Genomic DNA, 25,695 nt, shown 5'->3' on the forward strand with positions numbered 1-25,695 from the left:
CATCGCCCTTGGCGATTGTAGGATTCACAGTAGTGCGTTCCGCACTTCGTTCCGAAAAACTGGCCTAGATAGACAAGCATTCTCAGCCAGGGAGACCATCGGACATGAAGAAACCTTCCTCGAAAATTCGCGATGAAATCGCCAGACTCCAGGAACAGCTCAGACAAGCGGAAACACGCGAAGCCGAGCGGATCGGCCGGATTGCGCTGAAGGCAGGCCTTGGCGACATCGAGGTCGAGGAGGCCGAGCTTCAGGCGGCCTTCGAGGGTCTGGCGAAACGCTTTCGCGGAGGGCAGGGCGCGTCGACCGGAGGGAAAAAGGCGAATGGCGACGTCGGCGCCGGCGCGCCGTCGGCGGCGGTCGCGTCTGGCGCGGCTCAGGGCGGCAATGGCGAGGCTTGAGCGGATGGCGAGAACAATGACATCCGATGCCCGAAAAAGGGACACGCGGGAGAAGATCGAACTTGGCGGGCTCATCGTGAAGGCGGGCTTGCGATACGAGAAGCGCGCGCTCCTGCTCGGGGCGTTGGTCGAACTCAGCCGCCGGCTGAAGTCCGACGAGGGCGAGCGGGCGCGGTTGACCGCGGTGGGCGCGCAGGCTTTCGGCGATGACAGCGAATAGGCTTGCTCTCGTCGCTGTCCCTGTCGTGCTGATGATCTTGGCCGTCATCGGCATGACCGGGATCGAGCAATGGCTTTCGGCCTTCGGCAAGACCGATGCCGCAAGGCTGACGCTGGGCCGCGTCGGAATCGCCGCTCCCTATGTCACCGCCGCGGCGATCGGCGTGATCTTCCTGTTCGCGAGCGCCGGTTCGGCGAGCATCAAGTTCGCCGGCTGGGGCGTTCTGGCGGGAAGCGTAGCAACGATGCTGATCGCGGCGATACGCGAAGCGACACGTCTTGCCCCATTCGCCGGAGAGGTGCCGGCGGGCAAGTCCATCGTCTCGTACCTTGATCCTGCAACGATGATTGGTGCGGCGGCGGCGCTGATGACGGCGTGTTTCTCGCTGCGCGTCGGGCTGGTCGGAAATGCCGCCTTCACACGCGCCGAGCCGAAACGCATCCGGGGACAACGGGCGCTGCATGGTGAAGCCGACTGGATGAAGATGCAGGACGCGGCAAAGCTCTTTCCCGATACCGGCGGCGTGGTCATTGGCGAGCGCTACCGCGTCGACAAGGACAGCATTGCGGCGCGTTCGTTTCGTGCCGATGATCCCCAAACCTGGGGGGCCGGCGGCAAGTCGCCGCTCCTTTGCTTCGACGGTTCGTTCGGATCCTCGCACGGGATCGTGTTTGCGGGTTCCGGCGGGTTCAAGACGACGTCGGTGACGATTCCAACGGCGCTCAAATGGGGCGGTGCGCTTGTCGTCCTCGACCCTTCAAACGAAGTCGCGCCCATGGTCTATAGGCATCGGAAGGATGCGGCGCGTTTCATTCGGATTCTGGATCCGAAGGAGCCGGAATTGGGATTCAACGCGCTCGACTGGATTGGCCGCTTCGGCGGGACGAAGGAGGAAGACATCGCCTCCGTCGCGTCGTGGATCATGAGTGACAGCGGCGGCCCGCGTGGCGTGCGCGACGACTTCTTCCGGGCATCGGCACTGCAGCTGTTGACTGCGCTGATCGCCGACGTCTGCCTATCCGGCCATACCGACAGCGAGAACCAGACCTTACGGCAGGTTCGGGCCAATCTGGCGGAGCCGGAGCCGAAACTGCGTGAGCGGCTACAATCGATCTACGACAACTCAAATTCCGACTTCGTCAAGGAAAACGTCGCCGCCTTCGTCAACATGACGCCGGAAACCTTCTCCGGCGTCTACGCCAATGCGGTGAAGGAAACACACTGGCTGTCCTACCCAAACTACGCGGCACTGGTATCGGGTTCGACATTCTCGACCGACGCGCTTGCGGCCGGCGAGACCGATGTCTTCATCAACATCGACCTGAAGACATTGGAGACGCATTCCGGCCTTGCCCGCGTGATCATCGGCTCCTTTCTCAACGCGATCTACAATCGCGACGGCGAGGTGAAGGGGAGGGCGCTCTTCCTTCTCGACGAGGTCGCGCGCCTCGGCTACATGCGCATCCTGGAAACCGCGCGTGATGCCGGCCGCAAGTATGGTATCTCGCTGACGATGATCTATCAGTCGATAGGCCAGATGCGGGAGACCTATGGCGGCCGCGACGCGGCGAGCAAATGGTTCGAGAGCGCGAGCTGGATCTCGTTCGCAGCGATCAATGATCCGGACACGGCAGACTACATCTCGAGGCGCTGCGGCATGACCACCGTCGAGATCGACCAGGTCAGCCGCAGTTTCCAGGCGAAGGGATCATCACGGACTCGATCGAAGCAGTTGGCGGCGCGGCCGCTGATCCAAGCGCATGAGGTCCTTCGCATGCGGGCAGACGAGCAGATCGTCTTCACCGCCGGCAACCCGCCGCTTCGCTGCGGACGAGCGATTTGGTTCCGACGTGGGGACATGAAGGCTTGCGTCGGCACGAACAGATTTCACAAGATCGGAAAACCGTCTGAGGCCCGCATGATCGAGCCGGCGCGCAGTGCAACGAGCAGGGCCGATCCATGACAATGAAGAGTATCGGAGAAATCAGCGTGAGCGACGCCCAAAGGGCGGGATTTCGGGAATTCTCGTCGTGCGAGGGGCGGGAACAGGGCAGCCGCAGGAGCCTCAACATAGTGGCCCGAAAGGGGAGGCGGGACCGACTGCTCCCCGCTGCTGCACACAGCTTTTCCAGCCCCGCTTCAGTCCCAGTTGGAGTTCCTCGGTAAACGCAGATGAAACCGAGTCCGGCATAGGCTGGGTCGAACACGAGGGGATAGGTAGTGGCGAGATCGAATGTGATTCCGTTCAGAAAGCCGCGGAAGGCTGGAGGCGGCCGCGATCGACAGCGCGCCCGCGGTAGACTGCCAAGATCCGGACAAAGTGGTCCGCACAAACTACTGGCAGCCATCCTTTTGGCGATGAGCATTGCTGTAGGAGGGTGGCTTGCTTATGGCGGCTCCGGCGACTTCGACAGCCTCCTGGCTTTGGCCCACACGTTGAAGGCGGATTTGCTGTCAGCTTCGTTTTCGATCTGCGGTGATGGCCGTCACATCAACTGCGTCGTCGATGGCGATACGTTCTGGTTCGAAGCCGAGAAAATCCGCATTGCCGATATCGACACACCTGAGTTGAGCCCTCCGCGATGCGAGGCCGAACGGATAAAGGGGGAGGCGGCGAAAGCACGCCTTCTCGCCCTGCTCAACGCGGGGACGTTCTCGCTTTCGACCGGCTTACGAGATGAGGACAAGTATGGGCGCAAGCTCCGTACTGTGACACGAGCGGGGCGGTCGCTCGGCAGCACGCTCGTTCATGAGGGCCTTGCCAGGCGCTGGGAGGGTGAGAGACACGGCTGGTGTGACTGAGAGGTCGCGAGAGGATCGTCACCCGACCGGGCGGAGACCGCTTGGGGGCTCCGTGAGCGAAACGAGTAGAGCCGCGCCGAGGCGTCTCGCTCAAGTGCTTAACGATCTTTCTCATATCATCACCGATGTGAATCGATCCCTGTCCACCGATTCATAAGTGTCATTGGACGCGATTGTCGAGATCAGCGATTCTGATCTCATGATCTCGCAACCCTACCGCCTCTATGTCGAACGCTCGGATCCCTCGAGGAACATGGCTCGCTATTATGCCATGTCGATCGAGCCGAACCTGTTCGGGGACATCTGCCTGCTTCGCAAGTGGGGCCGCATTGGTACCAGGGGACAGATGATGGTTCATCATTTCTGCCAGGAAGAGGAGGCGGTCCGGCTGTTTCTCGATCTGCTTCGACAGAAACGAAAACGCGGCTACCGTCCGCGAGCTTCGTTGCCGAAATAAAAATGGCCCGCCGAAACGGACCGAGAAAGCGCCTCATCGGCGCCGGTTCCAGTCGATCTCGAAGGACACTCCGAACTCGACAAAGAACGGGATCTTGATGGCTAGCTTCAGGCCGAGCTTTCGCTTGCGGAAGAAGTGGCTGATCACCTTGCCGAGACCGCGGAGTTGGCGGCCGGTGGCGGCGAGGAATTGAGCGAGCTGTTGCATGATGGATCTCCTTTCGAAATGCGGTCATCGCCGGGATAGGCGGCAGACCGGGAAGGAGGGACGCACCGAAAGGCCGAAACCACGTGGAGGACCTCGCGCCGCCTGAATTTTGGCTCCGCGAGGAGCCGCAACGCGGCGGGGAAAATTCTGGCGGTGGCAGGTTGCGTCGTGACGAACGGGCTGCAACATCCCCGATGCAGATGACAGCAGCGTCGAAAGGAGAGGCGCAGCTCGGCGCGCAGTTCTTCGATGTGCTGTTCGATGGTCATCGTCGTCATCTCCTGATGTTTGAGAAGGATGACGACCGCGGGCGTGGCGACAGGGCAGGGTCAAGGAGCGCGGAACGCGACCGCACCGCGGCGGGTGGGGGAGCCGAAATGCGCCAGCATTTTGGGGGAACCGCTCGTCCTTGAGGCTGGCCCTTTCACACGGCAAAATAGCGATATCTGAGCAGACCCTACCTCTCGTGTGGCAGCAAAAAGCCGGAAACGGCTCAATGCCTGTTTCCGGCTTCTACGATGAGGGTTGGCCCCGTTTGGCGAGCGGGGCCGATTGTCCTCAGTCCCGGTTCGGGCGCGACCAGATGAGCTGGAAGCCATCCTCGCACTCGACTTCCGTCAGCGTCGCGTAGATCGGTGCCGGGAAGCTCGGGTCATCGAGCTTGACCGAGAGGTAGTCACGGTCCTGTTCGGAGCGCTTCTGCCAGGCGGCGCCCAGTTCGACGGCACCCGCGTAGATGCGGAAGTGCGGGCCCTTGTCGGAGGGGTTCTCGATGCGGGCGATGCGAGCCTTGACGTTGAGGGCGAGGGTGCGGATCGAGCCGGTGAAGCCGTTTTCGTTTGCGGTGAAGGTGCCGATGGTAGCCATGTCCAAGTTCCTTTCGTTGTTTCGGGCCGCGCCCTTCGCGGCCTCGATGGCTGTCGCAAAGACCGGGGACGATCGGACCGCACCTCACAAGGCCGGAATGAAATGAAGGGCGGCCGGGAGGAACCTTGTTGTTCCGCGAGGAATGGCGGCGCCTCGGGGTCCCCGATCGGCTTGGCAAGATCGGGGTGGGGTCCGGCAGGGGAAGAAAGTTCTGGAGGGCCGTTGCGGGTAGACGATCGAGGCGAAGCCGTTCTCCGGTCAGACATGCCTCATAGAGCCCGCGGAGGACGCGTCAGCGACAGCGGTAGGAGGAACAAGACGATGGCGACCCTCGTCAGCAGACGGCATCGCCCCGACATGGCGGCGTCCCGCTATCCTCCGGCCACCGTCATGGCCGTTCCAAGGCGCACCGGGCCGAGCCGAAAAGCGCTGGCACATATGCCTCATCGCCTCCCATCGATGATTTGCCGGGCCCGACCAGACCCGAGCAGCCGGCGATCCAACACCAACCCGCACGATCGCCACAACCTCATCGAAGACATCGGAACGGCGGCGCCAGCCAGTCGTTCGAGTACGAATCTCCGTGTGTGCTATCTGATCCGGCTGATCTTAGTGAGCGACTTGCGGCGCGCGATGAACTCGCGGAGACGGGGAAGAAAGAACGCTTTGCTGAACCGCCCGATCGGAGGCTCGGGCTCGATGTAAAAAGGAGCGGCCAACGATATCGGTGTTGAATTCATCGAGGATGATCCAGAGGCGCCGGTCCGCATCGAGGCCGGCGCGCCGCTTCTCGATGGCCGGAATTTCAGCCGCGAAGCGAGCCTGCTCGGGCCGCTGGGTGGTGATCGGGAAAAACAGCACCAGATCGCCGTCACGTCGGGCAAGCCTCACGCCGACAGCGACTGGCCGATCCTTCCGCCCCTCTGTCTCCCCTTTTCGGGCTTGCCGCGCCCATAAATAGGGATAACGGATGACCGTGGCGGTCTGGATGTCATCATAGCTGCTCATCGGTTGGTCTCGTCGGTCTCCGCATAGGCGTCGACCGCCGCCTCGAATTCGTTGAGCAGCTCGCCCGGCATGGTTTCGAGTGTGCCGACTGAACGGGCATCGGATTGCCGCATCAGCCGTTCGTAGTCATCGATGTTAAGAAGTACGAGGCGCGGCTTGTTGCGTTGGGTAATCGTGACCGGATGGCGCAACGCCTCGGCGATGATATCGCCGGACTTCCGGGAAAGATCGCTTGTCGAATAGGAACCACCGGTGCGGGGCATGTTGATCTCCAGATGTGTTTGCCGACTGCACTATAACATCGGAACCGGCGCAATTCCAGCATTTACAGCATTGTTGTAAATGCTGTGTATTCAGCGGTTAAAGCCCCACCTGGGCGGCGGGGCTTTAACCGAGGATATCAGTCCCGGTTCGGGCGCGACCAGATGAGCTGGAAGCCATCTTCGCCCTCGGCTGCCGTCAGCGTCGCGTAGATCGGAGCCGGAAAGCTCGGGTCGTCGAGCTTGACCGAGAGGTAGTCACGGTCCTGCTCGGAGCGCTTCTGCCACGCGGCACCCAGTTCGACGGCCCCGGCGTAAATGCGGAAGTGCGGGCCCTTGTCCGAGGGATTTTCGATGCGGGCGATGCGAGCCTTCACGTTCAGGGCGAGGGTGCGGATCGAGCCGGTGAAGCCGTTTTCGGTAGAGGTGAAGGTGCCGATGGTAGCCATTCTCATGTTCCTTTCGTTGTGTCGGGCCGCGCCCTTCAAGGCCTCGATGGCTGTCGCAAAGACCGGGGACGATCGGACCGCACCTCACATGGCCGGGAATGAAATGGAGGGCGGCCGGGAGGAACTTTGTTGTTCCGCGAGGAATGGCGGCGCCTCGGGGTTCCCGATCGGCTTGGCCAGAGCGGGGTGGGGTCCGACAGGGGAAGAAAGTTCTGGAGGGCCGTTGCGGGAAGACGATCGAGGCGAAGCCGTTCTCCGGTCAGACATACCCCATCGAGCCCGCAGAAGGGAGCGCGGGCAATAACCGGCGAACACGGCGATGCCATCAATGCCGTCCTGACCGCTGCAGGCTACAACTTCTTGCTCCTCCTCAACTCCTCTCGGCGTCAGGCGCGCCACGGCAATGATCAGCACACTCAGGCTGATCGGGTCAGGCGGGAGCCTCGCGGAGGTAGGCAGTTTGATTTGCCATTCAGCTCGTCTATCCAGTGCGCATCATCTATTACTTGACGGCAGCGACCGGGCTCTTAACCGAATGCGGTTCGGAATGTCCGGGTAGCAGCGACGTCATGCGCGACGAAAATGCTCCGCCATGCAGGACTTTGCTCCTTCAACAGCCGATAGACCTGCGCCCGGCTGATGCCGAGCATCTCGGCTGCACGCTTCCTATTGCCTCCGGGTCGCACCGATCCCAGCCCCACCGGCGAAACGCGATGACATGGCGAACGAAGAGTCGCCCGGCTTGCCGTCTCGGACCGCTCGTGCTGACGTAGTCGGCGATTGCCTCACCGGTTGCCCTGGGCAGCGGCTGCCAGTCCATGAAATGCATCTTGGAGCGAGCGATCCTGACTGTTCCGTTCCGCCAATCAATGTCCTCGATGCGCAGCTTGACCACTTCCGCACAGCGAAGGCCAAGGCCGGTGACGCATCTGACCATGGAATAGGCCCGTCGACCAGACGGTAGATTCGCATCGAACGATGCCAAAAGCCCGTCAATCTGGGCTGGTGACAATGTCTCGGGTAGTGACGCCAGACGCCAGTGCGCCGCGCGCGGGATGGTCTGCAGAAGTTTGCTGACCTTGCCGCCACACATCTGTCGGTACTTCAGATAACCGCCTATCGAACTGCCCGCGACGCGCACTGCCCCGGCGCCCCAATCGCGACTTCACCCAGGACACATTGTGCGCGTACCGGTCTTCCCGCAGACGAGCGACATAGCGGTCTTGGTAAGCTGACAGAATGCTGGACGACAGCCATGCTTGCGGTCCAGGCTGCAAAATGATGGGCCTCACGGAAATCTCCTTCCAGTGATTGGAGCAGGGAGAATGAAAATTGTGCGCAGTTGGAAACGTCACGCTGCCTTTCGCAATCGCTGTAAAACAAAGGTTATTTGCCGAGGAGCTAGCGAGCCTGCGCATAATCCCGAGCTTCGAATAATTTCGCGTTATGGTCTGGGGATTGCTCGCTCGACGACGCTGGGAGCCGAGCTCGATGCGGCCGTCGGTCAGGAAGCGTTCGAAGATGGCGGGACGCGAGAGGGCATAACGGAGCGCCTCGGCGAGCCTTCGATTTGCCGGAGACCCGCGGCAGGGTCTTCTGCCAAAGGACGAACAGGTCGGCGGCAACCACCGCAGAGATTTGCTGACGCGCCGCGACACGGCCGTCAAGGTTTTTGCCGCGGATGGTCTCCTCGATCTGCCACAGCTTCGCAATCCGCTCGCCCGTCGCCGTTGCGACCTTCGAGCTTTCCGCGACATGCAGCTCATAAAACTTGCGCCGGCTGTGTGAACAGCAGCCTGCCGGCAGAACGGGGGTCCGCAAGCTAGACAAGCCCCGGGTTCGATGCGGCTCCTTGATCGCTTCCGGCACCGTATTGATCGGTGCTGCCGGAACGCCCGCCTTCTCGAGTTCGGCGATCAGCTACCACTTCGGCCTTTAACAGGTCTTCTCCGCGATCGTACTGAGAGTGCCTTGCGGTTCTCAACCGCGCCGGGTTTGTGGCGTAGCAGGGGTAGCTCGAACGCCCATTGAGGCCAAGCAGCCTGCAAAGAGCTGCAAACTGCCGGTCGTTGCCGCAGGCGATGATGAGATGCCGTCGGAGGTCGGGAAAGCCTGATAGGGCACGATATTGGGACGCGCGTTGGCCATGCGACGGGGCACCGTACTACCCACAAGATAGTTGACGGTTAAGTTCCCCGTTTCCGCCTAAATGCATACCGCTCTAAGGTAGTAAGACCTGAACGATTCCGAGAGGTAAGTCCGGGATGCGGGGGACCGCGCACCCTTTTCCTTATCCCCTTTCCCATCCCGCGCTAGACGAACAGAAGGCGGAAGCCTTGGCCAGAGCGTGCTTTTCACGCCGCCGCTGGACGGAGGACGGGATGTTCATCGCCTCGCGATATTTTGCGACGGTACGACGCGCGATCTCAATGCCGGCCTCTCGGAGCATGTCGACGATGTCATCGTCAGAAAGCAAGGCGTCGGCTGTTTCCTGGGCGATCATCGTGCGGATGCGATGACGGACGGACTCTGCCGAATGGGCGTCGCCGTTTTCCGCGGAGCCGATCGACACCGTGAAGAAATACTTCAGTTCGAACAGTCCGCGCGGCGTCAGCATGTATTTGTTCGAGGTGACGCGGCTCACTGTCGATTCATGCATCTTGATCGCGTCTGCGATGATCTTGAGGGTTAAGGGCCGCAGATGATCGACACCGTGCAGCAGGAAGGCGTCCTGCTGCCTGACGATCTCGCTCGCCACCTTCATGATCGTCCTGGCGCGCTGGTCGAGGCTGCGCGTCAGCCAGTTGGCACTCTGCAAGCATTCGCTGAGAAAGGCCTGGTCGGCACTGTTTTTCTGGGTGCCGCGCGAGATCTCGGCGAAATAGTCGTGATTGACGAGAACCCGGGGCAGGGCGTCAGGATTGAGTTCGACCAGCCAGCTACCGTTCGGCGCCGCGCGTACGGTGACGTCGGGTATGATCGCCTCGCTGACGCAGGTTTCGAAGCTGGTGCCCGGTTTCGGGTCGAGCTTGCGGATTTCGGCGAGCATGTCGATCAGATCTTCCTCGTCAACGCCGCAGATTTTCTTGAGGCTGGCGAAATCGCGGCGCGCCAAAAGCTCCAGATTGGCGACGAGCGCGTCCATCGCCGGATCGAGGCGGTCGCGCGCGCGCAGCTGAATGGCGAGACATTCGCTGAGGCTGCGTGCGAAGACGCCCGGCGGATCGAATTGCTGCAGGACGAGCAGCACGCGCGTCACGTCTTCTGTCGCCGCGCCGAGCCTGGCCGCCGTCTCCGCCAGGTCAGCGTGCAGGTAGCCTGCTTCATCGAGCTGGTCGATGAGATGTTGGGCAATCAGTCGGTCTCCGGGCGTGCCGAGCGCGAAGGGAAGTTGTTCGAGAAGGGTCTCCCTCAGAGTTTTTCGGCCGGCGACAAAATCGTCGAGATCGTATCCCTCGCCATTGTCGCCGTCGCCCCCGCCGGGCATCGATTTCCACTGGCCGAGCAACTCCGGAGCATCGGCGCGCTGCGGCGTCGTGTCGTCCGGGAAGACGTTTGCGAAGTCAGCGTCGAGCTGTTCACTGAGCCTCTCGCTGGTGCTCGATGTGGCGCTATCGTAAAGGTCGCGCTGGGTGCCAGCCTCGTCCGCGTCGCTTCCGGTGTCGCTGCCCGTGTCGACGGAGAGGGATGCCGCTTCCTCGCGGCCGGCGCGATCCTGCGGGATCACCATTTCATCGCCGGATTGACATTCGAGCAGCGGATTTTTTTCGACTTCCTGTGCGATGAACTGTGTCAGCTCCAGATGGGTCATTTGCAGCAGCTGGATAGACTGCATCAGTTGCGGCGTGATGACCAGCGACTGTGACTGGCGCAGACGAAGGCTGGCGGACAAGGCCATGCTGATGCGATGCTCCCGTGAAATCTCCGCGGCCAACGTCTCTTTTAGACGGGCCATTATCAATTTGGCCCAAAAATGTCAGACTGCGACAGCGGTCAAATTGTGTCTCGAATCAGTCGTGTTTAAGGACAAACGGAGAGGCAGGAGAGCGGCGACACTGGCGACGCTTTGATCTCACCGGCAGCTTAGAACTTCTTCACCCGGATGCCATGCCGGCGCAGGGCATAGCCGACCTGCCGCGGTGTCAGGCCGAGAATACGAGCAGCCCTGGCCTGAACCCAGCCGGCCTCCACCATAGCGCTGACCAGCCGCTCACGATCGGTCAGATGCGGTGCTTCTCCTGCGGAGTTGGCCGGCGGTCCAATCGCGGTTCGATTACCGGGAGTAAACTCATTGATGGCATTGCCGCAAGGCCAACCGCCAGCTCGTTTCCAGAGGAGTGAAGAATGGCACTGTCCATTCTGGCAGGCGAAATCTGATGCGATAATCGTTGTTGAACGGGCGAGTGTCGCGGTCCTTCGCACGCAGTTTTCTAGCTCGCGAACGTTGCCGGGGAAGTCGCATTTCGCCAAGAACTCCAGTGCTGAGGGCGCGAAGGTAAGTTCGCGATCGTTCTCCTTGTTGAATCTGTCAAGGAAAACTTTCGCAAGTCGTGGAATGTCACCGTCGCGCTCCCTAAGTGGCGGCAAAGTGATGGGGACCACATTGATGCGGTAATAAAGGTCGGCCCTGAACTCCCCGTTCGCGACAGCCGTCTCGAGGTCCTTGTTGGTGGCGCATATGAGTCGGACGTCGACTTTCAGCGTCTTTGTGCCGCCGACTCGCTCCAGTTCACCTTCCTGCAGGACACGTAACAGCTTCGCTTGAAATGCCGGCGAAATCTCGCCGATTTCATCAAGCAGCAACGTTCCGCCGTCCGCGAGTTCGAAGCGGCCTGCTCGCTGAGAGATAGCCCCGGTGAAAGCACCTTTCTCATGCCCAAACAGCTCCGATTCCAAAACGCCTTCAGACAGTGCGGCGCAATTCAACTTGACGAAGGGCTTCTTTCGCCGGGATGAGAGTTCGTGGATTGCCTTGGCAAAGGATTCCTTGCCAGTCCCGCTTTCGCCCCTGAGAAGGACGGTTGAATTGGTCTCTGCCACGACCGTGATGGTTTCGACCACCGCCTTGAGTGCGGGACTTTCCCCGACAATCCAGCTGATTTTGACAGGCCGATGCCGGGTGGAGCCCTGCCTCTCCTCGTCACGGGAATTCTTCGGTGCTTGTTGCTCTTCGGCGAATGGTTGGCCATCCCTTCTAAGACTGCGATAGAGCCGGATGGCCGCGCCTGCAAGATTGGCGACCATAGTCAGGAACCGTACTTCCTCCTCGCAATCATTATTGGAGGTAACGTTTCTGGCGCGCTCGATCCATAATATTCCAAGCGTTTTTTGATCGACCTTCATCGGAACACCGATGAACGTACCCGGAACATTGCCGGTTGAAGACGATAGAAGTTCGGCTTGGAATAGTTCCGATGTACTAACGTCCGGTATGACGAGCCGCGCGCCGGTCGCGATGATTCGGTCTATTGCGACCCTAGGTACGATGTAGTGAGCGGCTCCCGGAGATTCATGCCCAGCGCCGGAGGTTACGGTTATCTCTGGCTCTCCGTCAGCGGCCGGAACGACGATGCCGCAGTGGCGCATTGGCAGAAGCAAGGAGAGGGTATTTACGAAATTCGCAAGCGTGATCTCAAGACCAGTGGGAGCAAATAAAGACTTTGATATCCGGTACATTCCGGTGGACAACATGTCCTGTTTGTGCATGTTTTTTCGAGACAGTTCAGCCACTGGTCCTACTCCATCAATCGCGTTTGCAGTACATGAGCGATGAGAGCACCTTAGGCATTGTCCAGTCCTCTTCTTACTCTTAGCAATCTAGTTGACACTCCGGGCGCATGAGACCCATCCAATCTATTGGGACACGGCGGGATGGTTTCCTGGCGAGTATCCGTGCACGCTCGTTCCCTATGCTGGTCGCCGTTTCAGAAGTTGTGAATCGAGCTTAGACTGGTCATCCGAACTTGAAGAGGATACCGAACCCACCTCGCGGATAATTCCACTCGATGTAACCACTCGCTTCGCACAAGACTCTACATGTGCCGCACTCCATGCAGCCATCCGGAGTGATTTCCACTTGCCCGGATTCATTCAACTCGTAGCAATTAGCCGGGCAGACTCGCGTCAGCGCGAGCAGGTTCGGGCTTGGCGATTGGTGCGGTCGCACTTTGATGTGTGGGCGCCCCGGGTCGACCAGATAGCGGTTTTGGTAAAGTTTGTCTTCGATGCGCTCCGCGATTGCCGTCTTCATCTCATTTCTCCTTCAGCGCCACGCAAAGGCTAGGCGAACTGCGTCACTGAGCAGACCCCACCGGGAACGTGCCTTGATGAAGGCGGCCGTGGTCGCCTTTTCCATCTCAATCTTAGGAGTGCCGTCAACGCGGAGGAAGTTCTTCGCGGCTTGCGATATCAGCTGTGGGTAGGTCATGAAAAAACTTCGAGAATTTGTGTGGAGCAGAGAGGGCATGTCTTTGTACTTCCTCAGGTCCTTCATAACAAACGACTTGTCCAGCATGGCTTTGTAAAGGGAGAGGTTGTGCTTAGTCATCGGCTTCCCACGGCTGTTTATGAGGGAGATTGCCTCGGCGGCCATGCGGCCCGACGCCATCGCCAGGTTCGACCCTTCGCGGTGCACGGCATTGTTAAGTTGCGCCGCGTCGCCAACGACGACCCAACCGTCACCGAAGAGCTGTGGGATTGCTTTGAAGCCGCCCTCGGGAATGAGATGCGCGGCGTATTCTTTGACCTCCGAGCCCGCTATTAGAGGCCGGACGGAAGGGTGGCGCTTAAAGCCGTCAAGGAGGTCATATGGTTTTTCCATGGTCGCGGCGAGGCCGGAGACGAGGCAGCCCATGCCGAGTGAGATTGATTCCCTGTTTGTATAGAGGAAGCCCAAACCGGGCATTCCGCGCGAGATTGTCCCGGCCGCTTCGATCACACATCCTTCATCTCCGGTCATGCCGAAGCGCTCTGCGATGACCTCTTCGGGCAGGAAATGCATTTCCTTGACCGCGAGTGCCACATTTTCCGGCTTCGGCGTCTCACGCAAACCGGCCCGGGTGCCGAGGAGTCCATTGACGCCTTCCGCGAGCACGACCACATCTGCCTGGATTACGTCCCCGGCCCGATCAGTGTGGACGCCTATCACCTTGCCGCTACTGTCCCTGGCCAGTTCAGTCGCCGTCGTCTCGCATAGAACCGTCCCGCCTGCCTCGCGCACCTTGCGCGAAAACCATTTGTCGAACTGGGCGCGAATGATCGTGTAGCGGTTTGGCGACAACTCATTGAAGTCGTCCGACCGGTAGTGCATTCCTGTATGTGATGTGTCGTCCATTATCCAGAATCGCTGCTCGACCAAGTGCCGCTCAAGAGGTGCGTCATTCCGGAAATCCGGAATGATCGTCTCCAGCATGTTCGCGTACATTATGGCGCCCTGAACGTTCTTGGAGCCCGCATACTCCCCCCGCTCCAACTGCAGCACCCTTAGGCCGCGCCTAGCCATAGTGTAAGCAGCCGCATTGCCTGACATGCCGGCACCTACGACGATTGCGTCAAAATTTTTATGGGTCATGCCTTATCCCTCAAGTCACAAGCTTCACACGCCTGCTCGGCGCCAGTCGCCTGCTGAAGACTTCCGTCAATGCCGGCAGGAGACCGATCGCATCGGCCACCACGCCGAGATGGGCGAATTCAAAAATCGGGGCATTCGGGTCCGTGTTGACGGCGAGAATGAGATCAGCTCCTTCGACGCCAACCCGGTGCTGGATTGCTCCCGAAATCCCGGCCGCTATGTAGAGCTTCGGCCGGATGGTTTTCCCAGTTTGGCCGATCTGCCGATCAACCGGCATCCAACCCTTCTGGACCAGCGGTCGAGAACAGCCATATTCACCGCCGATCGTCCGCGCGAGATTCTTCAAGAGCCGCATGTTCTCCGCTGCGCCGAGGCCAAGCCCACCGGCCACCACGACGTCAGCATACGCGAGATTGGCTGTCTCCGACTTGCCATCGGAAAGGAAGCCAAGCACTTTGGTGGCGATCTCTTCCTCGACCATCGGCAGGTCGTGCCGGATAACCCGCCCAACCGGCTTGTTGGTCCGCAGCGGCATTCGCATCACCCTTGGTCGCACGGTTGCCATTTGCGGGCGGCAATTTAGCGTATAGATCGTACACAGCAAGGAACCGCCAAACGTTGGTCGAGTGGCCGCGAGCGAACCGTCCGTATCCACATCAAGTTCGGTGCAGTCAGCTGTGAGGCCGGTCAGCAGGGTCGTCGCCACGGAACCGGCGAGGTCGCGGCCGAGCGTGGTCGCACCGAGAAGCAGGATTTCTGGCTTATAGGTGACGACCAGATCCGTCAGCGCTTTGGTGAAAGGCTCGTTTCGGTAGTCTGTGAGAAGCGGCGTCTCGAGCAGGTAGACAAGGTCTGCACCGTAAGCGAAGGCCTCGGTGACCGCATGGGAGGTTGCCTCTCCCGGCGGTCCGAGAACGGCGCCGGCGAGCTGAACACCTAGTTGATCAGCTAGCCTGCGGCCTTCGCCGAGCAGTTCAAACGAGACGGGGTGGACTTGGCCGCGTTCCAGCTCCATGAAGACCCAGACGTGCCGGTACTCCCTAAAGTGCTCGGGCAGCTCCTTCTTCATGCCAGCCCGGCTGCTGGCGGGAGGTGGTGTTTCGGGGATTTGAGTCACGATCGTCTGCTCCTGCTGTTCACGCAAGGTTGGATGAAAGCGCAAGTTCCAGCGCCGGCTGCTGGGTTAAGATTGAGGCAACCACCTCGTCAGCGACATGGCGAAGTGTCTTATCGCTAGTTTCGATTTGCACCGCGCTTTGCGCCCGCGGGGTAGGAGCAAAAACGCGCTTGACGACTGTCGGTGAACCGCGCAGGCCGCATTTCGTGATCTCCTCTATACCAGCGTCGGCCGCATTCCACTTGACGATCTCGCTGCATGCGGCACGCAAGGCGTCATCGAGTGATCCACGGCGAATCGCGTTGACGCCTTCCAGCATGGTGATGAGGCAAGGCAACCTGCTGTTCAGGATCTGCGTGCCGCCCTCGGAGCGGCGTTCGACCGTGATCGCGCGCGAAGCAAGGTCGATCGAGGTAATTTTCGCGACGTAGGTCAACTGCCGGAAGTTGAGGCGCTTGGCTATTCCGGGGCCGACCTGGGCGGTATCGCCGTCGATCGTCTGCTTGCCGGTGAAGACGATATCAGGTGTGCCGAAGGCATCGCCAATCTTCGCAATCGCCTTAGAAAGGGCGAATGACGTCGCCAGCGTGTCGGACCCGGCAAAACAACGATCAGTCAAGAGCACCGCACCGTCGGCGCCATAAGTAAGCGACTTTCGCAGCGCTTCCTCTGCCATGGCCGGCCCCATGGTGAGTACCGTGACCTTGCCGCCATGGGAGTCGCGTAATTTGAGTGCTTCTTCAAGGGCGAACAAGTCGTAGGGGTTGATGATGGTCGGCACGCCCTGGCGCATGATCGTGTTCGTCACCGGGTGGACGCGGATCTGCGCTGAATCCGGCACCTGCTTGATACAGACTACGATGTGCATGTGGTTTTTAGCTCCCGATCGACAATGAGCTTGGCGTTTTGGTCTACCCCCAGCATTATTCATGCCAATCGCATTTGCCATTAGTAACTGATTGAAGTCTCGGCCATTTTCCTTTTGAGAAATCTGGCGCGGTGACAGTCTTGTCGCGTCGGCGACATTGTCGTGTCGCAACCTGCTGCACTCACCAAGTCCCGAATGGCTTCAGGGAGTCCAAGGGTACAAAGGTGCGGCTGGGCGTAGCGGCTTTAGCCGGATCGCGGTCCTCGAGCACCTTGAATACTCTACGCGCAAGCGGCGACGAGGTTGCAAAGTCCTCGTAAGCGCGTTCGAGTGTGGCGCACGCACGGGCGGCCACCGTCCTATCGCCGAGATCGGAAAAATCCTCCCGGGCCAGGTACTGCCCCATGCGCTTCATGATGTGCAGCCGCGAAACATTGAGCACCTTCGGATCATAGGAGATGCCAAGGACCTCGAAGAATTCCTCGGCAGCCGACAAGCCCTTTAGCCGCGCAAGAATGTCGGTCACATCAATGGGAACGGTCTCGCCAACACAACTGCTCATTTGCATTCTCCTTTGGTTGTGGTTAGTCTGGAATCCGCTTCGACTTCCAGCTGACGAGCGGTCGCGAGCTTTGCGGGTCGAGAAATGAGGCGGGGTTATCCAGCGGCTGAATCCGATGCACCAAGTCGTCGCCTTGATAAGTGGCGGCCGAAGCCGGAGCGGTCGTCACCAGGACCAGCGCGGCCGCAGCAAGTATCGTCCTCAACTAAAATTTGTCGATGGCTTCGCGAGTCCCGCGGCGGTATTCTTTTGTTGAGGTAATCACCGTACGTCTTTCTCTTGGTTCGTGACGTGTCTGCGGATGAACAGCGTCGATCGGGCACGTCGGACGGCATTGATAAGGCCTGCTACTTCATGAGTTCTCCCGTCTGCTTGTGCCCTTGTGGCAGCCCTGGCTGACAGCAACCTGAACCCTACTAGCGATTTACGCAGCGGCGATTCAGCGTCGTCTCACGTTCTGTCGATAGAATTCCCTCGACCGGGAAGCTCTGCACACTTGATGCAGACGCTGCTCATGAAGACGACAAGGCCAAGCGTTGTTGAGCTGGCGACCAGTGTTTGGGCGGAGAGGACGGATCAGCCTCATCGACGCGAAAGAAAAACCGTCCAAAAGGGCATGCTCTTACAGCACTGGCTCTCAGTCCGACGTGATCGAAAATCCGGTCTCATGAGGGCAGCCATAAGCACCTGAGGCTTGGACGAGGCCGCGGCCGCGGCATGCTTGTCCCGCTCCAATAGATTGGGATGTGGTTTGCCGCCGCGACAGCTGATACCACCAACGGCGTTAGAAGTTGACCTGTGCGCCATTTGCGTGAAGCGGTGGAATTGACGGCACGCCTGTCGTTTGCGAAGAAGTCCTAGGCCTGACAGTATTTGTCAATGATGTCGTCGCAGCCGCCTAAGACGGTGACGGCGAGCTTGTTCTTGCGGGGATACATCCCAGATGTTCTTAATCGGATTGAGCTGCAGGTGCAGAAGCGTGAGGTTGTCGGGTAAGATGAGATCCTGCGCGCTACGACAGCCTGCTCCGTCGAGCACCAGGATCGCATGTGCCCCGGCGGCGACCTGACGTCTGATTTCCGCCAGATGCAGGGACAGGGCCCTCGGCATTGGCCTTCGGCAGGGCGAGGGTGGCGGAGGCGGCGCGCGCCGGGCAAACGGCGCCGCAGATGTATCCCAGGGCCGCGCGGGCGGTTCCGCGTCTGGCCCCGGACCCGTGTCAACGTTCCGTGTTGGCCGACCCGCGCCTCGTCCTGGAGCGAGATCTCGATCGGCTTGCCGCCTCAGGCAGAGCCGCCGCTACCTTGTCGCGGAGAACTCGCAAATATATTTGTTCATGTCCGCTCCGCTAACTGACCTTGCCTGTAGGGTTTCTTTTGTAGTCCCGCAGCTTCGATACTTCGCCGCTCGGCCGAGCTTTCAGCGTCAGCGGCCCAGTGTCCTAGCGTCGCAGAAATCACTTCCCCTCCGTGCATTTTCGGGAACTCCAGGTGGGGTAATCACCAAAGTCGCTTTTGGCAATGAAATCGGTCACTATTTACTAAGAGATCGTCGGCACTATGCTCGCAACCGAACCTGCCGATTACCGCGCACTTCGTGTGCCAATGTGATCAACTCGATAGCGCTTTTGTCCAATATGCGACAGGATCGAGAACTCTACAATGAACGCCTGATCGCTCTGTACACCATGCGACCGAGTTGCGACCTCGGCCGGGCGACGCAGCAGCGCGATCGAACTGACTCTGCGAAAAAGTGACCGTACCACCGTCACAACGATGTCCTGAATAACACACTCTCATGATCGTCAGACACCCATCGAAATGAAGTCAGTTCGACATTCTCGTTGCCTGACCAGCAGCGCACAATCCTTCCCACGCGCAACTCGGGCGTTGAAACAAACCAGTGTCATGGAGGGATTCGAATAATCGCCTCAAAACCATCGTCGCGACCACGGGCAGGCGACGCAAGTTCAAGACTCCCACCGATGCGCTTGATCACCATACTAGCGATGTGTAGACCAAGGCCTGACCCCGCCGCTCCGGTAGCACCACGCCTAAATCGCTTCGTTATCTCTTCAAGGTCGGGGAGCGGTACCACCGGTCCCGCGTTTGCAATGGCGATGGACCCTTCAGTTCGGACGGAAACTGTTGCCGGGGTACCGGGCAGTCCATGTATGAGCGCATTCTCGATTAGGTTACGAAGCAGGATAGCAAACGCATCGACGTCTACTTTGCGCATCAAACTGGGGCAGCCGTCGACGTCAAGGATTAGCCGTCCGGCATATTGCGGCTTTTTCCCGAGGTCCTCAATTTCTAGCCGAACCGCTCGGACAAGATCGATCGCGTGGACTGCGACGCCGATTTCCGATTCGGCCCGCGCGAGTTGAAGCAGTTTTTCGACACGGGAGCCAAGGCTCGACAGCGCTTTCTCAATGCCGCGCGCGCGCGTTTTCGCCGAGCCCTGGGGAAGTTCGGCCACGAGCCTCTGCATCTGAGCGAGCGAACCTGCGATCGGCGTGCGCAGTTCATGTGCACTGTTTGCGGCGCACTCGCGTTCGCGATCGAGGGCCGTCCGCAGACGTTCCAGAAGCCGATCGACGGAGGCCGCGATGGGGGCCAATTCTGCTGGGAGATCAATCACGCCCACGGGTGAGAGATTGCAGCCGTCGCGCGATCCGATCTCCTGCTGCAGTACTTTGATGGGCGCCAGCGACCGCCGGATCACCATCCACCAGACGGCTATACTAAAGGGCAGCAACACGAGTATCGGGACCAAGACAAGAGCTGCGCCGTTCTTGATTGACTGACGGCGGAGATCGAGTGGTTCGGCCACGCGAAGAATCCTGCCGTCTGGCATCTTCAGTGTATAGATGCGGTCAGTAGCCGTTTGCGAAAATCCATCAAGCGCTGGAGTACCAGGGGACGGCCTAGGGTTCACCTCGACCGAATAGCGGACGGTCCAGTATTTTTCGAAACTGGGCGTATAGCCAGGTACACGAATGTAATCGGAGTCCACCTTCCCTTCATCAATTAGCGCCGGCTCCATAAACACGGCAGTTAGCTTCAGCAGGTCGTCGGAGAGGTCATCGACCACTTTGCTCAGCCTGAGCGCAGCAATGGTAGGGACGGAAATCCAGACCAGGAGCGTTGCGCCGCCCAGCCCCAGTATCAGCCTGCGCGTCAAGCTGCGCGAGTTCGTCATGTGACCACGAGCCTGTACCCGAGACCACGCACGGTCGCTATTACGTCCCCGCCGATCTTCTTGCGGAGCCGGCTGACGTAAACCTCCACTGTGTTGCTCTCGATCTCCGAACCGAAAGAATAGAGCGCGTCCTCGATCTTCCGCTTCGAAACTACCGTTCCGGGCCGGCGCAGAAGGCAGTCGAGCACCGCCCATTCGCGCGCAGTCAAGTAGACGGCCTGCCCGTGGCGGTAGAGGCGTCGCTCGGCCGACTGTATGGCCAGCGTTCCGAGAGAATATATAGGCTCGGGGAAGTGCCCATGGCGACGCGCCACAGCGTAAATGCGGGCGGAGAGTTCGCCGAGATCAAACGGCTTGAGCAAATAGTCGTCGGCTCCTGCGTTGAGCCCCTCGATACGATCTGAGATCTGATCACGAGCCGTCAGGATGATGACCGGTGTCGAATCAAGCCGCTTTCTCATCTCCCGCACGTAGTCGATGCCGTTACCGTCAGGCAGGTGAATGTCGAGAAGGGTAAGCTCGTAGGCGACCACACTTGCGTAGTCCCGCGCTTCGGACAGGTCTTTGACCCAATCGGCGGCGTGGCCATCAGCCACCGTATGTTCGCGTACCGCACTGCCAAGGGTCTCGTCGTCTTCAATTAGCAATATTCGCATCAGGTGTGCTGAGATCCAGTTTGGGGGCAAGACTCCTACCTTAGTGTATTGTCACAACCTGACGCTCAGCTGAACCGCCGTGGCGGAAAATATCCGGGGGGTTTTCAGGCTGCTGTCAGCTACGGCTGCAAGAAGGGCTGCTATTGGACCAACCAAATTAGAGAGCCCTTGTGAAAACGCTCATGATCTAGGCACTCTTTCTCGGCCCGCTTCATATCGGCGACGTCCTTGGGAGCATTAGTCACAGCGAGAACCTCGCGCCCAATGATCGCTCCGATGTATGCGCCCCTCCCAATCGTGTATTGCTCGACAGGAAACCGTCCCCGAATGCGGCCCAAGCAGGCATCCAAAATACGCAAATGCACAGGAAGGAGTGTTCTCCGGCCTTGCCTTCTCTTCGGTTCTAGCGCGTTAGCGCTGGGCCTGCTGCTGCTAATTGCCTCGAAAAGTCACATGAATGCTCGCCCGGTGCTCCACTATCATCTTCATCTCGGGTAACCGCGTTCGCGATCTTGCTTTCCGCGTCGGCTGCGACCTCTCAGCAGAACGACCTGATGCCGGAGCCATCTCGTCTCAAGTCGGTTTGATAAGGGCCAATCGCGCTTCCGTTGCGCGATATGCCAAATATAGTATCTCCTAAAAAGCGGAGGTGAGCGCGTGTGATGGTGAGCTGAACGTTATCCTTTGTCAGTTCTGCGTTCATCACAGAAATTCCCTGCGAGGCGCGGACGCCATCTCGAGCGTGTTTGCGCCCTGGCTTGAGGATGTGCAGCCCAAGAGATGTAATGCTCTGATAGTTTGCAAGGCTGGTCCCTATCAGCGCCGTTCATGCGCTTGGCGAACCAGCGGATCGCCCAACAGACGGGGATGACCGTGACTAGGCCGTGCGAGCGCAGCAGTTCGAATATCTTGAGCCTCTCGCCCGAAAACGCCACGCGTTCGAACGCCAGCCGTGAATATTCGCGTACCGTATCGCCGAGGAAGCGCCATGCCGCATAGTAGGGAAAGAATAGGCGGGACGACTGCCGCCGTCGCAGGCAGCATACAGTCGGTATTCTCGCGCCGCTGCGTTTGCTGAGCTGAACCGGGGGCGCCTGCCTCAGTAGCGCCAGCGCCGTCAGCCCCGGGAAGCTCCGCCAGCACCATCAGCGACAGCACCATCATACCGTCTAGTGGGTATTCGCAGCCCGACCGTCACGGTGGCATCGAGCAGAAGGTCTCGAGTGCTGTACCTGACGGTGCCGTTGAGCAGAAGCTGCGGCCACAAGCGAACAAGAAGACCGGCGATCAGCGCAAGCGGCCGGTGATAGTCTTTCTTCATCGTCATAGTTTGCCGCCCCCCTCAAACACCGGCCGGCTGAGATCGTTTTCAAGGGGTAGTTGGCGCTTGTCGGAGCGCCGGGCTGGCACCGGTGGATTGTCAAATAGCGGGAAATAGGCGAGTACGGCCTGGCTGCTCCCCTTGACTGAAAAGTGCTCGGCATCCTCGTAGAGATACTCGCCCTTCTCGCGGTAGGGGCAGAGCGCGCCCTCGCAGATCCGCATCGCGTCGATGAAGGTCGCGACGCCCGCATATTGCTTCAGTTCCGTGTTGATCGCCGGATCGAAGAAGACCGTCCATTTGTCCACCGCGTTCGGGTCGCGGCTGCCCTTCGTGTATGCGATGACCTGCACATTAGTGGAAAATTGCGGCGACTGGCCAATCAAGTAGACCTTCACGCCCATTGGTTCGAGTCCGGCCAACGTGCTTTGAAGCTGGTCGAGCCCGCGCGATTGCAGGTCGGTCCAGCGGGCAGTGAGGATCACGGTGCGGATATTGCGCTCCTTGATGATATTGAGCGCATTGGCGTTGAAATCCGCGCAGCGCGGCCGGGCATAGGAATAATAGGAAACGATCGGCGGGCATCCTGCCGCCGTATATTGCAAGATCCTGACCGGGAACCGCTCGGCATTTTCCACGATGCCAGGAACATAATGAGCGGCGAAGGAATCCCCCCAAAGCAGCACTTCCGGCCCGTCGGCCGCCGTGAGCGTGCAGGCCACGGCGTTCCATTCGCGGTAATCGGGGTTGTCGCTGAGGAAGCAGGTTCCCTGGTTCCACTGGTCGTGGCCGGCAATCTTCTGCTCGACGAAATCCCGCGTGCGGCCCGGAAAGCCGTCCGCGGCGACGCCGACGGCGCCGGCCACGGCAAACAGGGCTATGGCCGCCACACCTCCGGCGAGCAGGCGCGACTGGGTGATCGCGGGGTTGGGCTTGCGGAAGGGCTGCTCGACGAAGCGCCACGAGAGATAGGCAAGCGCGAAGCTTGCAACGATGATGCTCACCACCTGCATCGGCGTTGGATTGTCGAGCGACTGGTAGCGCAGGAACGAGACGATCGGCCAGTGGACGAGATAAAGGGAAAAGGAGATGAGGCCGATGCCGACCAAGGGGCGTTGCGACAGAAGCCTGGTCGCGAAAGGCTGGACCGGCGACTTGCCGACATAAATCAGAAGCGCGCTGCCGAGGCAGGGATAAAGTGCATTGAGGCCAGGAAAGGAGATCGCCTCATCGAAGGCAAAGACGGCGAAAGCGATGAGCGCGAGGCCGAGAATGCCGATCGCTTCGGCCAGCAAGCTCGAGCGCACCGCCGGTATGCTGCCCAGCGCCAGTGCCGCGCCGATCAAAAGTTCCCAGGCGCGCGTCGGCAGGACGAAGAAATTGGCGCTCGGCGCCGTCTCGGTCGCATAGACGCTCAAGCCGAAACTGATGAGGATCACCGGCAGCAGGATCGTGAGCCAGCGCTTGCCGAGATAGCGATAGATGATGAAGGCCGCCACCGGCATGAACAGGTAATACTGCTCCTCGACCGACAGCGACCATGTGTGCAGCAGCGGCCGGAATATGGCGTCGGCGGCGAAATAGCCAGACGCCTTCCAAAAAGACATGTTGGACATGAAGACGGACGCGGCAAGCAGGCTCTTCGAGAAATCGAGCAAGAAAGACGGGATGAGCAGGAGGTAGGCGACGAGGCAGGTGACGGCGACGGTGACGAAGCGCGACGTACGCCTAACGATCGGCGGAGCCGATGTGGAAACTGCCAGGCGCGTTCAGACGAGGCGCTCTACAGTGTCGCTCGGCGCGCATCATCAGACGGCGGGACGAGCGAGCGCCCTTGTTGTCACGCCCAACCGTGTCGTGAGATCTTGGCATCCACATGCGGCGGGAGCTTGACGGTCACAGACTTGGCCGCTGGCAACCGGTGGTTGGCTTCGCCTGCATGTCTCGTCGTGTCGACTGCCTGTCCGGCGAGGTTGTTCATGGCGGAACTCCTGTTGGCTGCGTTAAGGTAGTTCCCCTTATCGGAGCAACTGCTGTGCCAACCGCAAAACCGTTCCCAATCGATGCGGTCACGCTGACAGGCAGTGTCTCATGTCCGACACTGTCAAAAAGCCGACAACGAGTGCTGCTGCTGTCACTTGGCAGTTGGATGGGGTCTCCTTTGTGTGTGATCGAGGACGTGGACCAGCAGCTTATCCGCTGCTGTCCGCCGTCGTTGGGCCGAGAATTCGACGAAAACCGCTGCGCGCCGCCTTGATGGCGCCATCATAGACGCCACCTTCCAGCGTGCAGCGGTTCGCCGCGATCGCTTGGAACTGCGAGTAAGGCTGCGCGTAGTACAAGGAGGAACTCGAATGGCTGATTCAAAGCTGGCGATTGCGATGGGTCGACCAGCATTCTCAAATGCCAGGCGACACATCAGCCGACTCGGTCTGACCGGGAACAGTCTATTGAGATTCGACACCGAGCTAAGCGTGCTTATTGAGAAAGACCCGGAGGTCTTGTCCTCGGTTCTTCCGTCAGGCGAGCTGCGGATTCTGAGTCCTCAGCACTTCGTTTACCCCGCCGAAATAGGAAAGGAGTCGCGCAGTTTCTTCACGATTTCCGGTGTGACTTCCAGCACCCGATCTACCTCCTCCTCGAGGTTGTACCGTGAAAAGGAGAAGCGAACTGCTCCGAGTGCCGCAGTGTGGGGAATGTTCATAGCCCTTAGAACATGGCTTCGTACCAGGGAGCCAGAGGTGCAGGCGGAGCCAGAGGAACAAGCGATGCCGTGGCGATTGAGCAGAAACTGTATGGCTTCACCGTCGACGCGGTCGAAGGCTACATTTGTGGTATTCGGCAGCCGAGCCAGCGGATCGCCGGTGACGAAGGACTTGGGGATGCGCTCCAGAAGTCCTTTCTCCAATCGATCCCGCAGCGATTTTACTCGTTTGTTTTCCTTGTCCATGTACTGCAAGGCGAGTTCGGCCGCCTTGCCCAAACCAACGATCCCGGGCGTGTTCTCTGTGCCCGCGCGTCGGTCGCGCTCCTGGCGGCCCCCCTTGATCAGTGCGTGAAAAGGCACGCCGCGTCTTATGTAGAGTGCGCCGACGCCCTTCGGCCCATGTAGCTTGTGGCCGGAGAGCGATAGCATGTCGATTGCGGTCGATTTCAGATCGATCGGAAGCTTGCCGACGGCCTGCACTGCGTCTGTGTGGAAAAGCGCGCCTACTTCCTTGGCCATCTCAGCAAGCTTAGCGACAGGGAAGATTGTTCCAGTCTCGTTGTTCGCCCACATGATCGAAACGATTGCCACCCGATGGGTGAGAGCGGCCCGGTAGGCGTCAAAGTCGAGACGGCCATAATGATCCACCGGTATCCTGTGGACCTTCACGCAACGCGTCTTCTCAAGATGTGCGCAGAGCGTCCGCACCGCCGGATGCTCGACCGGCGAAGTGACGATCTCCGTGCGCTCGGGATTCACCTCGAGCCCAGAAAGGATCGCCGCATTGTCGCTTTCGGTCCCGCCCGAGGTGAACGTGATCTCGTGGTCGAACTTCGCGCCGATCAGCGCTTGCAACTTCCGGCGCGCCGTCTTTATCGCTTTGCCCGCAGCGGCGCCAATATCATGCATCGATGAAGCATTGCCAAACTGATCGATAAAGAACGGCAGCATCCCTTGAAAAACTTCGGCATCGACTCGCGTTGTTGCGTTGTTGTCAAGATAGATAGGCCTCAAGCTACCAC

General features: G+C 59.8%; 23 protein-coding genes and 2 pseudogenes. 5 read left to right on the top strand and 20 right to left on the bottom strand.

Annotated elements, in window-relative coordinates:
• Positions 1-104: 104 nt before the first annotated feature.
• From traC to PZN02_RS31065, 5 genes are all read left to right on the top strand, one after another.
• Positions 105-401 (top strand): conjugal transfer protein TraC, encoded by a 297-nt coding sequence (traC, locus tag PZN02_RS31045; protein WP_280663394.1) that lies wholly within the window; start codon positions 105-107, stop codon positions 399-401.
• A 4-nt stretch (positions 402-405) separates the two neighbouring features.
• Positions 406-621, top strand: coding sequence for a type IV conjugative transfer system coupling protein TraD (gene traD / locus PZN02_RS31050; RefSeq protein WP_280663395.1), 216 nt, complete (start codon positions 406-408; stop codon positions 619-621).
• On the top strand, positions 608-2,584 hold the full coding sequence (gene traG / locus PZN02_RS31055) for a Ti-type conjugative transfer system protein TraG (protein ID WP_280663396.1): 1,977 nt from the start codon (positions 608-610) through the stop codon (positions 2,582-2,584). Before traD ends, traG begins: the two co-directional genes overlap by 14 nt.
• Before the next feature lie 395 nt (positions 2,585-2,979).
• A complete protein-coding gene (locus PZN02_RS31060) occupies positions 2,980-3,423 on the top strand; it encodes a thermonuclease family protein (protein WP_280663397.1) in 444 nt (147 codons plus the stop codon).
• A 199-nt stretch (positions 3,424-3,622) separates the two neighbouring features.
• Entirely contained in the window at positions 3,623-3,880 is a 258-nt protein-coding gene (locus tag PZN02_RS31065) for a WGR domain-containing protein (RefSeq protein WP_280663781.1), read from the top strand.
• A 33-nt stretch (positions 3,881-3,913) separates the two neighbouring features.
• Here the strand turns inward: PZN02_RS31065 and PZN02_RS31070 are convergent, their stop codons facing one another.
• The 20 genes and pseudogenes from PZN02_RS31070 to nifS all read right to left on the bottom strand — a co-directional run bounded on the left by PZN02_RS31070 (position 3,914) and on the right by nifS (position 25,687).
• Positions 3,914-4,087, bottom strand: coding sequence for a hypothetical protein (locus tag PZN02_RS31070; RefSeq protein ID WP_280663398.1), 174 nt, complete (start codon positions 4,085-4,087; stop codon positions 3,914-3,916).
• 558 nt (positions 4,088-4,645) lie between these two features.
• Positions 4,646-4,954: a DUF736 domain-containing protein gene (locus tag PZN02_RS31075; protein ID WP_280663399.1), complete on the bottom strand. Its 309-nt coding sequence runs from the start codon at positions 4,952-4,954 to the stop codon at positions 4,646-4,648.
• A 590-nt stretch (positions 4,955-5,544) separates the two neighbouring features.
• Positions 5,545-5,962 (bottom strand): annotated as a pseudogene (locus tag PZN02_RS31080) (hypothetical protein).
• Entirely contained in the window at positions 5,959-6,225 is a 267-nt protein-coding gene (locus tag PZN02_RS31085; protein ID WP_280663400.1) for a type II toxin-antitoxin system prevent-host-death family antitoxin, read from the bottom strand. Before PZN02_RS31085 ends, PZN02_RS31080 begins: the two are co-directional and overlap by 4 nt.
• Before the next feature lie 137 nt (positions 6,226-6,362).
• Complete coding sequence (locus tag PZN02_RS31090) at positions 6,363-6,671, bottom strand: DUF736 domain-containing protein (protein ID WP_280663401.1); 309 nt, start codon at positions 6,669-6,671, stop codon at positions 6,363-6,365.
• Between the two features lie 527 nt (positions 6,672-7,198).
• Complete coding sequence (locus PZN02_RS32370; RefSeq protein WP_425336375.1) at positions 7,199-7,357, bottom strand: helix-turn-helix domain-containing protein; 159 nt, start codon at positions 7,355-7,357, stop codon at positions 7,199-7,201.
• A complete protein-coding gene (locus tag PZN02_RS32375; RefSeq protein WP_425336376.1) occupies positions 7,282-7,764 on the bottom strand; it encodes a tyrosine-type recombinase/integrase in 483 nt (160 codons plus the stop codon). The genes PZN02_RS32370 and PZN02_RS32375 overlap by 76 nt, the downstream gene beginning before the upstream one ends.
• A gap of 337 nt (positions 7,765-8,101) precedes the next feature.
• Positions 8,102-8,471, bottom strand: a pseudogene (locus PZN02_RS31095) (IS66 family transposase); the annotation flags it as partial.
• 490 nt (positions 8,472-8,961) lie between these two features.
• A complete protein-coding gene (gene rpoN, locus PZN02_RS31100) occupies positions 8,962-10,569 on the bottom strand; it encodes an RNA polymerase factor sigma-54 (RefSeq protein WP_280663402.1) in 1,608 nt (535 codons plus the stop codon).
• Between the two features lie 185 nt (positions 10,570-10,754).
• Entirely contained in the window at positions 10,755-12,377 is a 1,623-nt protein-coding gene (gene nifA / locus PZN02_RS31105) for a nif-specific transcriptional activator NifA (RefSeq protein ID WP_280663782.1), read from the bottom strand.
• A gap of 247 nt (positions 12,378-12,624) precedes the next feature.
• Positions 12,625-12,921, bottom strand: coding sequence for a ferredoxin family protein (locus PZN02_RS31110; RefSeq protein WP_280663403.1), 297 nt, complete (start codon positions 12,919-12,921; stop codon positions 12,625-12,627).
• A 12-nt stretch (positions 12,922-12,933) separates the two neighbouring features.
• Positions 12,934-14,241 carry an FAD-dependent oxidoreductase gene (locus PZN02_RS31115; protein ID WP_280663404.1) on the bottom strand — a complete coding sequence of 436 codons (1,308 nt, stop codon included), beginning with the start codon at positions 14,239-14,241 and terminating at the stop codon, positions 12,934-12,936.
• 10 nt (positions 14,242-14,251) lie between these two features.
• The gene (locus tag PZN02_RS31120) at positions 14,252-15,310 is read right to left on the bottom strand and encodes an electron transfer flavoprotein subunit alpha/FixB family protein (RefSeq protein ID WP_425336390.1); all 1,059 of its coding nucleotides are present in this window, start codon (positions 15,308-15,310) and stop codon (positions 14,252-14,254) included.
• Positions 15,311-15,377: 67 nt separating this feature from the next.
• Positions 15,378-16,226: an electron transfer flavoprotein subunit beta/FixA family protein gene (locus PZN02_RS31125; RefSeq protein WP_280663405.1), complete on the bottom strand. Its 849-nt coding sequence runs from the start codon at positions 16,224-16,226 to the stop codon at positions 15,378-15,380.
• 181 nt (positions 16,227-16,407) lie between these two features.
• Complete coding sequence (gene nifW, locus PZN02_RS31130) at positions 16,408-16,788, bottom strand: nitrogenase stabilizing/protective protein NifW (protein WP_280663406.1); 381 nt, start codon at positions 16,786-16,788, stop codon at positions 16,408-16,410.
• 1,905 nt (positions 16,789-18,693) lie between these two features.
• On the bottom strand, positions 18,694-19,989 hold the full coding sequence (locus tag PZN02_RS31135) for a sensor histidine kinase (protein ID WP_280663407.1): 1,296 nt from the start codon (positions 19,987-19,989) through the stop codon (positions 18,694-18,696).
• Complete coding sequence (locus tag PZN02_RS31140; RefSeq protein ID WP_280663408.1) at positions 19,986-20,645, bottom strand: response regulator transcription factor; 660 nt, start codon at positions 20,643-20,645, stop codon at positions 19,986-19,988. Before PZN02_RS31140 ends, PZN02_RS31135 begins: the two co-directional genes overlap by 4 nt.
• A 1,323-nt stretch (positions 20,646-21,968) precedes the next feature.
• The gene (locus PZN02_RS31145; protein WP_342394751.1) at positions 21,969-23,729 is read right to left on the bottom strand and encodes an acyltransferase family protein; all 1,761 of its coding nucleotides are present in this window, start codon (positions 23,727-23,729) and stop codon (positions 21,969-21,971) included.
• A 77-nt stretch (positions 23,730-23,806) separates the two neighbouring features.
• Entirely contained in the window at positions 23,807-23,947 is a 141-nt protein-coding gene (locus PZN02_RS31150; RefSeq protein ID WP_280663409.1) for a hypothetical protein, read from the bottom strand.
• A gap of 576 nt (positions 23,948-24,523) precedes the next feature.
• Positions 24,524-25,687 (bottom strand): cysteine desulfurase NifS, encoded by a 1,164-nt coding sequence (nifS, locus tag PZN02_RS31155; protein WP_280663410.1) that lies wholly within the window; start codon positions 25,685-25,687, stop codon positions 24,524-24,526.
• Positions 25,688-25,695 lie beyond the last annotated feature (8 nt).

The organism is Sinorhizobium garamanticum (genome assembly GCF_029892065.1).
GTDB lineage: Bacteria > Pseudomonadota > Alphaproteobacteria > Rhizobiales > Rhizobiaceae > Sinorhizobium > Sinorhizobium garamanticum.

Coding starts and splice junctions, on each gene's coding strand:
- traC (WP_280663394.1), top strand. CDS start 105: ATGAAGAAACCTTCCTCGAAAATTCGCGATGAAATCGCCAGACTCCAG.
- traD (WP_280663395.1), top strand. CDS start 406: ATGGCGAGAACAATGACATCCGATGCCCGAAAAAGGGACACGCGGGAG.
- traG (WP_280663396.1), top strand. CDS start 608: ATGACAGCGAATAGGCTTGCTCTCGTCGCTGTCCCTGTCGTGCTGATG.
- PZN02_RS31060 (WP_280663397.1), top strand. CDS start 2,980: ATGAGCATTGCTGTAGGAGGGTGGCTTGCTTATGGCGGCTCCGGCGAC.
- PZN02_RS31065 (WP_280663781.1), top strand. CDS start 3,623: ATGATCTCGCAACCCTACCGCCTCTATGTCGAACGCTCGGATCCCTCG.
- PZN02_RS31070 (WP_280663398.1), bottom strand. CDS start 4,087: ATGCAACAGCTCGCTCAATTCCTCGCCGCCACCGGCCGCCAACTCCGC.
- PZN02_RS31075 (WP_280663399.1), bottom strand. CDS start 4,954: ATGGCTACCATCGGCACCTTCACCGCAAACGAAAACGGCTTCACCGGC.
- PZN02_RS31085 (WP_280663400.1), bottom strand. CDS start 6,225: ATGCCCCGCACCGGTGGTTCCTATTCGACAAGCGATCTTTCCCGGAAG.
- PZN02_RS31090 (WP_280663401.1), bottom strand. CDS start 6,671: ATGGCTACCATCGGCACCTTCACCTCTACCGAAAACGGCTTCACCGGC.
- PZN02_RS32375 (WP_425336376.1), bottom strand. CDS start 7,764: ATGTGTGGCGGCAAGGTCAGCAAACTTCTGCAGACCATCCCGCGCGCG.
- rpoN (WP_280663402.1), bottom strand. CDS start 10,569: ATGGCCTTGTCCGCCAGCCTTCGTCTGCGCCAGTCACAGTCGCTGGTC.
- nifA (WP_280663782.1), bottom strand. CDS start 12,377: ATGCACAAACAGGACATGTTGTCCACCGGAATGTACCGGATATCAAAG.
- PZN02_RS31110 (WP_280663403.1), bottom strand. CDS start 12,921: ATGAAGACGGCAATCGCGGAGCGCATCGAAGACAAACTTTACCAAAAC.
- PZN02_RS31115 (WP_280663404.1), bottom strand. CDS start 14,241: ATGACCCATAAAAATTTTGACGCAATCGTCGTAGGTGCCGGCATGTCA.
- PZN02_RS31120 (WP_425336390.1), bottom strand. CDS start 15,310: ATGAAGAAGGAGCTGCCCGAGCACTTTAGGGAGTACCGGCACGTCTGG.
- PZN02_RS31125 (WP_280663405.1), bottom strand. CDS start 16,226: ATGCACATCGTAGTCTGTATCAAGCAGGTGCCGGATTCAGCGCAGATC.
- nifW (WP_280663406.1), bottom strand. CDS start 16,788: ATGAGCAGTTGTGTTGGCGAGACCGTTCCCATTGATGTGACCGACATT.
- PZN02_RS31135 (WP_280663407.1), bottom strand. CDS start 19,989: ATGACGAACTCGCGCAGCTTGACGCGCAGGCTGATACTGGGGCTGGGC.
- PZN02_RS31140 (WP_280663408.1), bottom strand. CDS start 20,645: ATGCGAATATTGCTAATTGAAGACGACGAGACCCTTGGCAGTGCGGTA.
- PZN02_RS31150 (WP_280663409.1), bottom strand. CDS start 23,947: ATGAACAACCTCGCCGGACAGGCAGTCGACACGACGAGACATGCAGGC.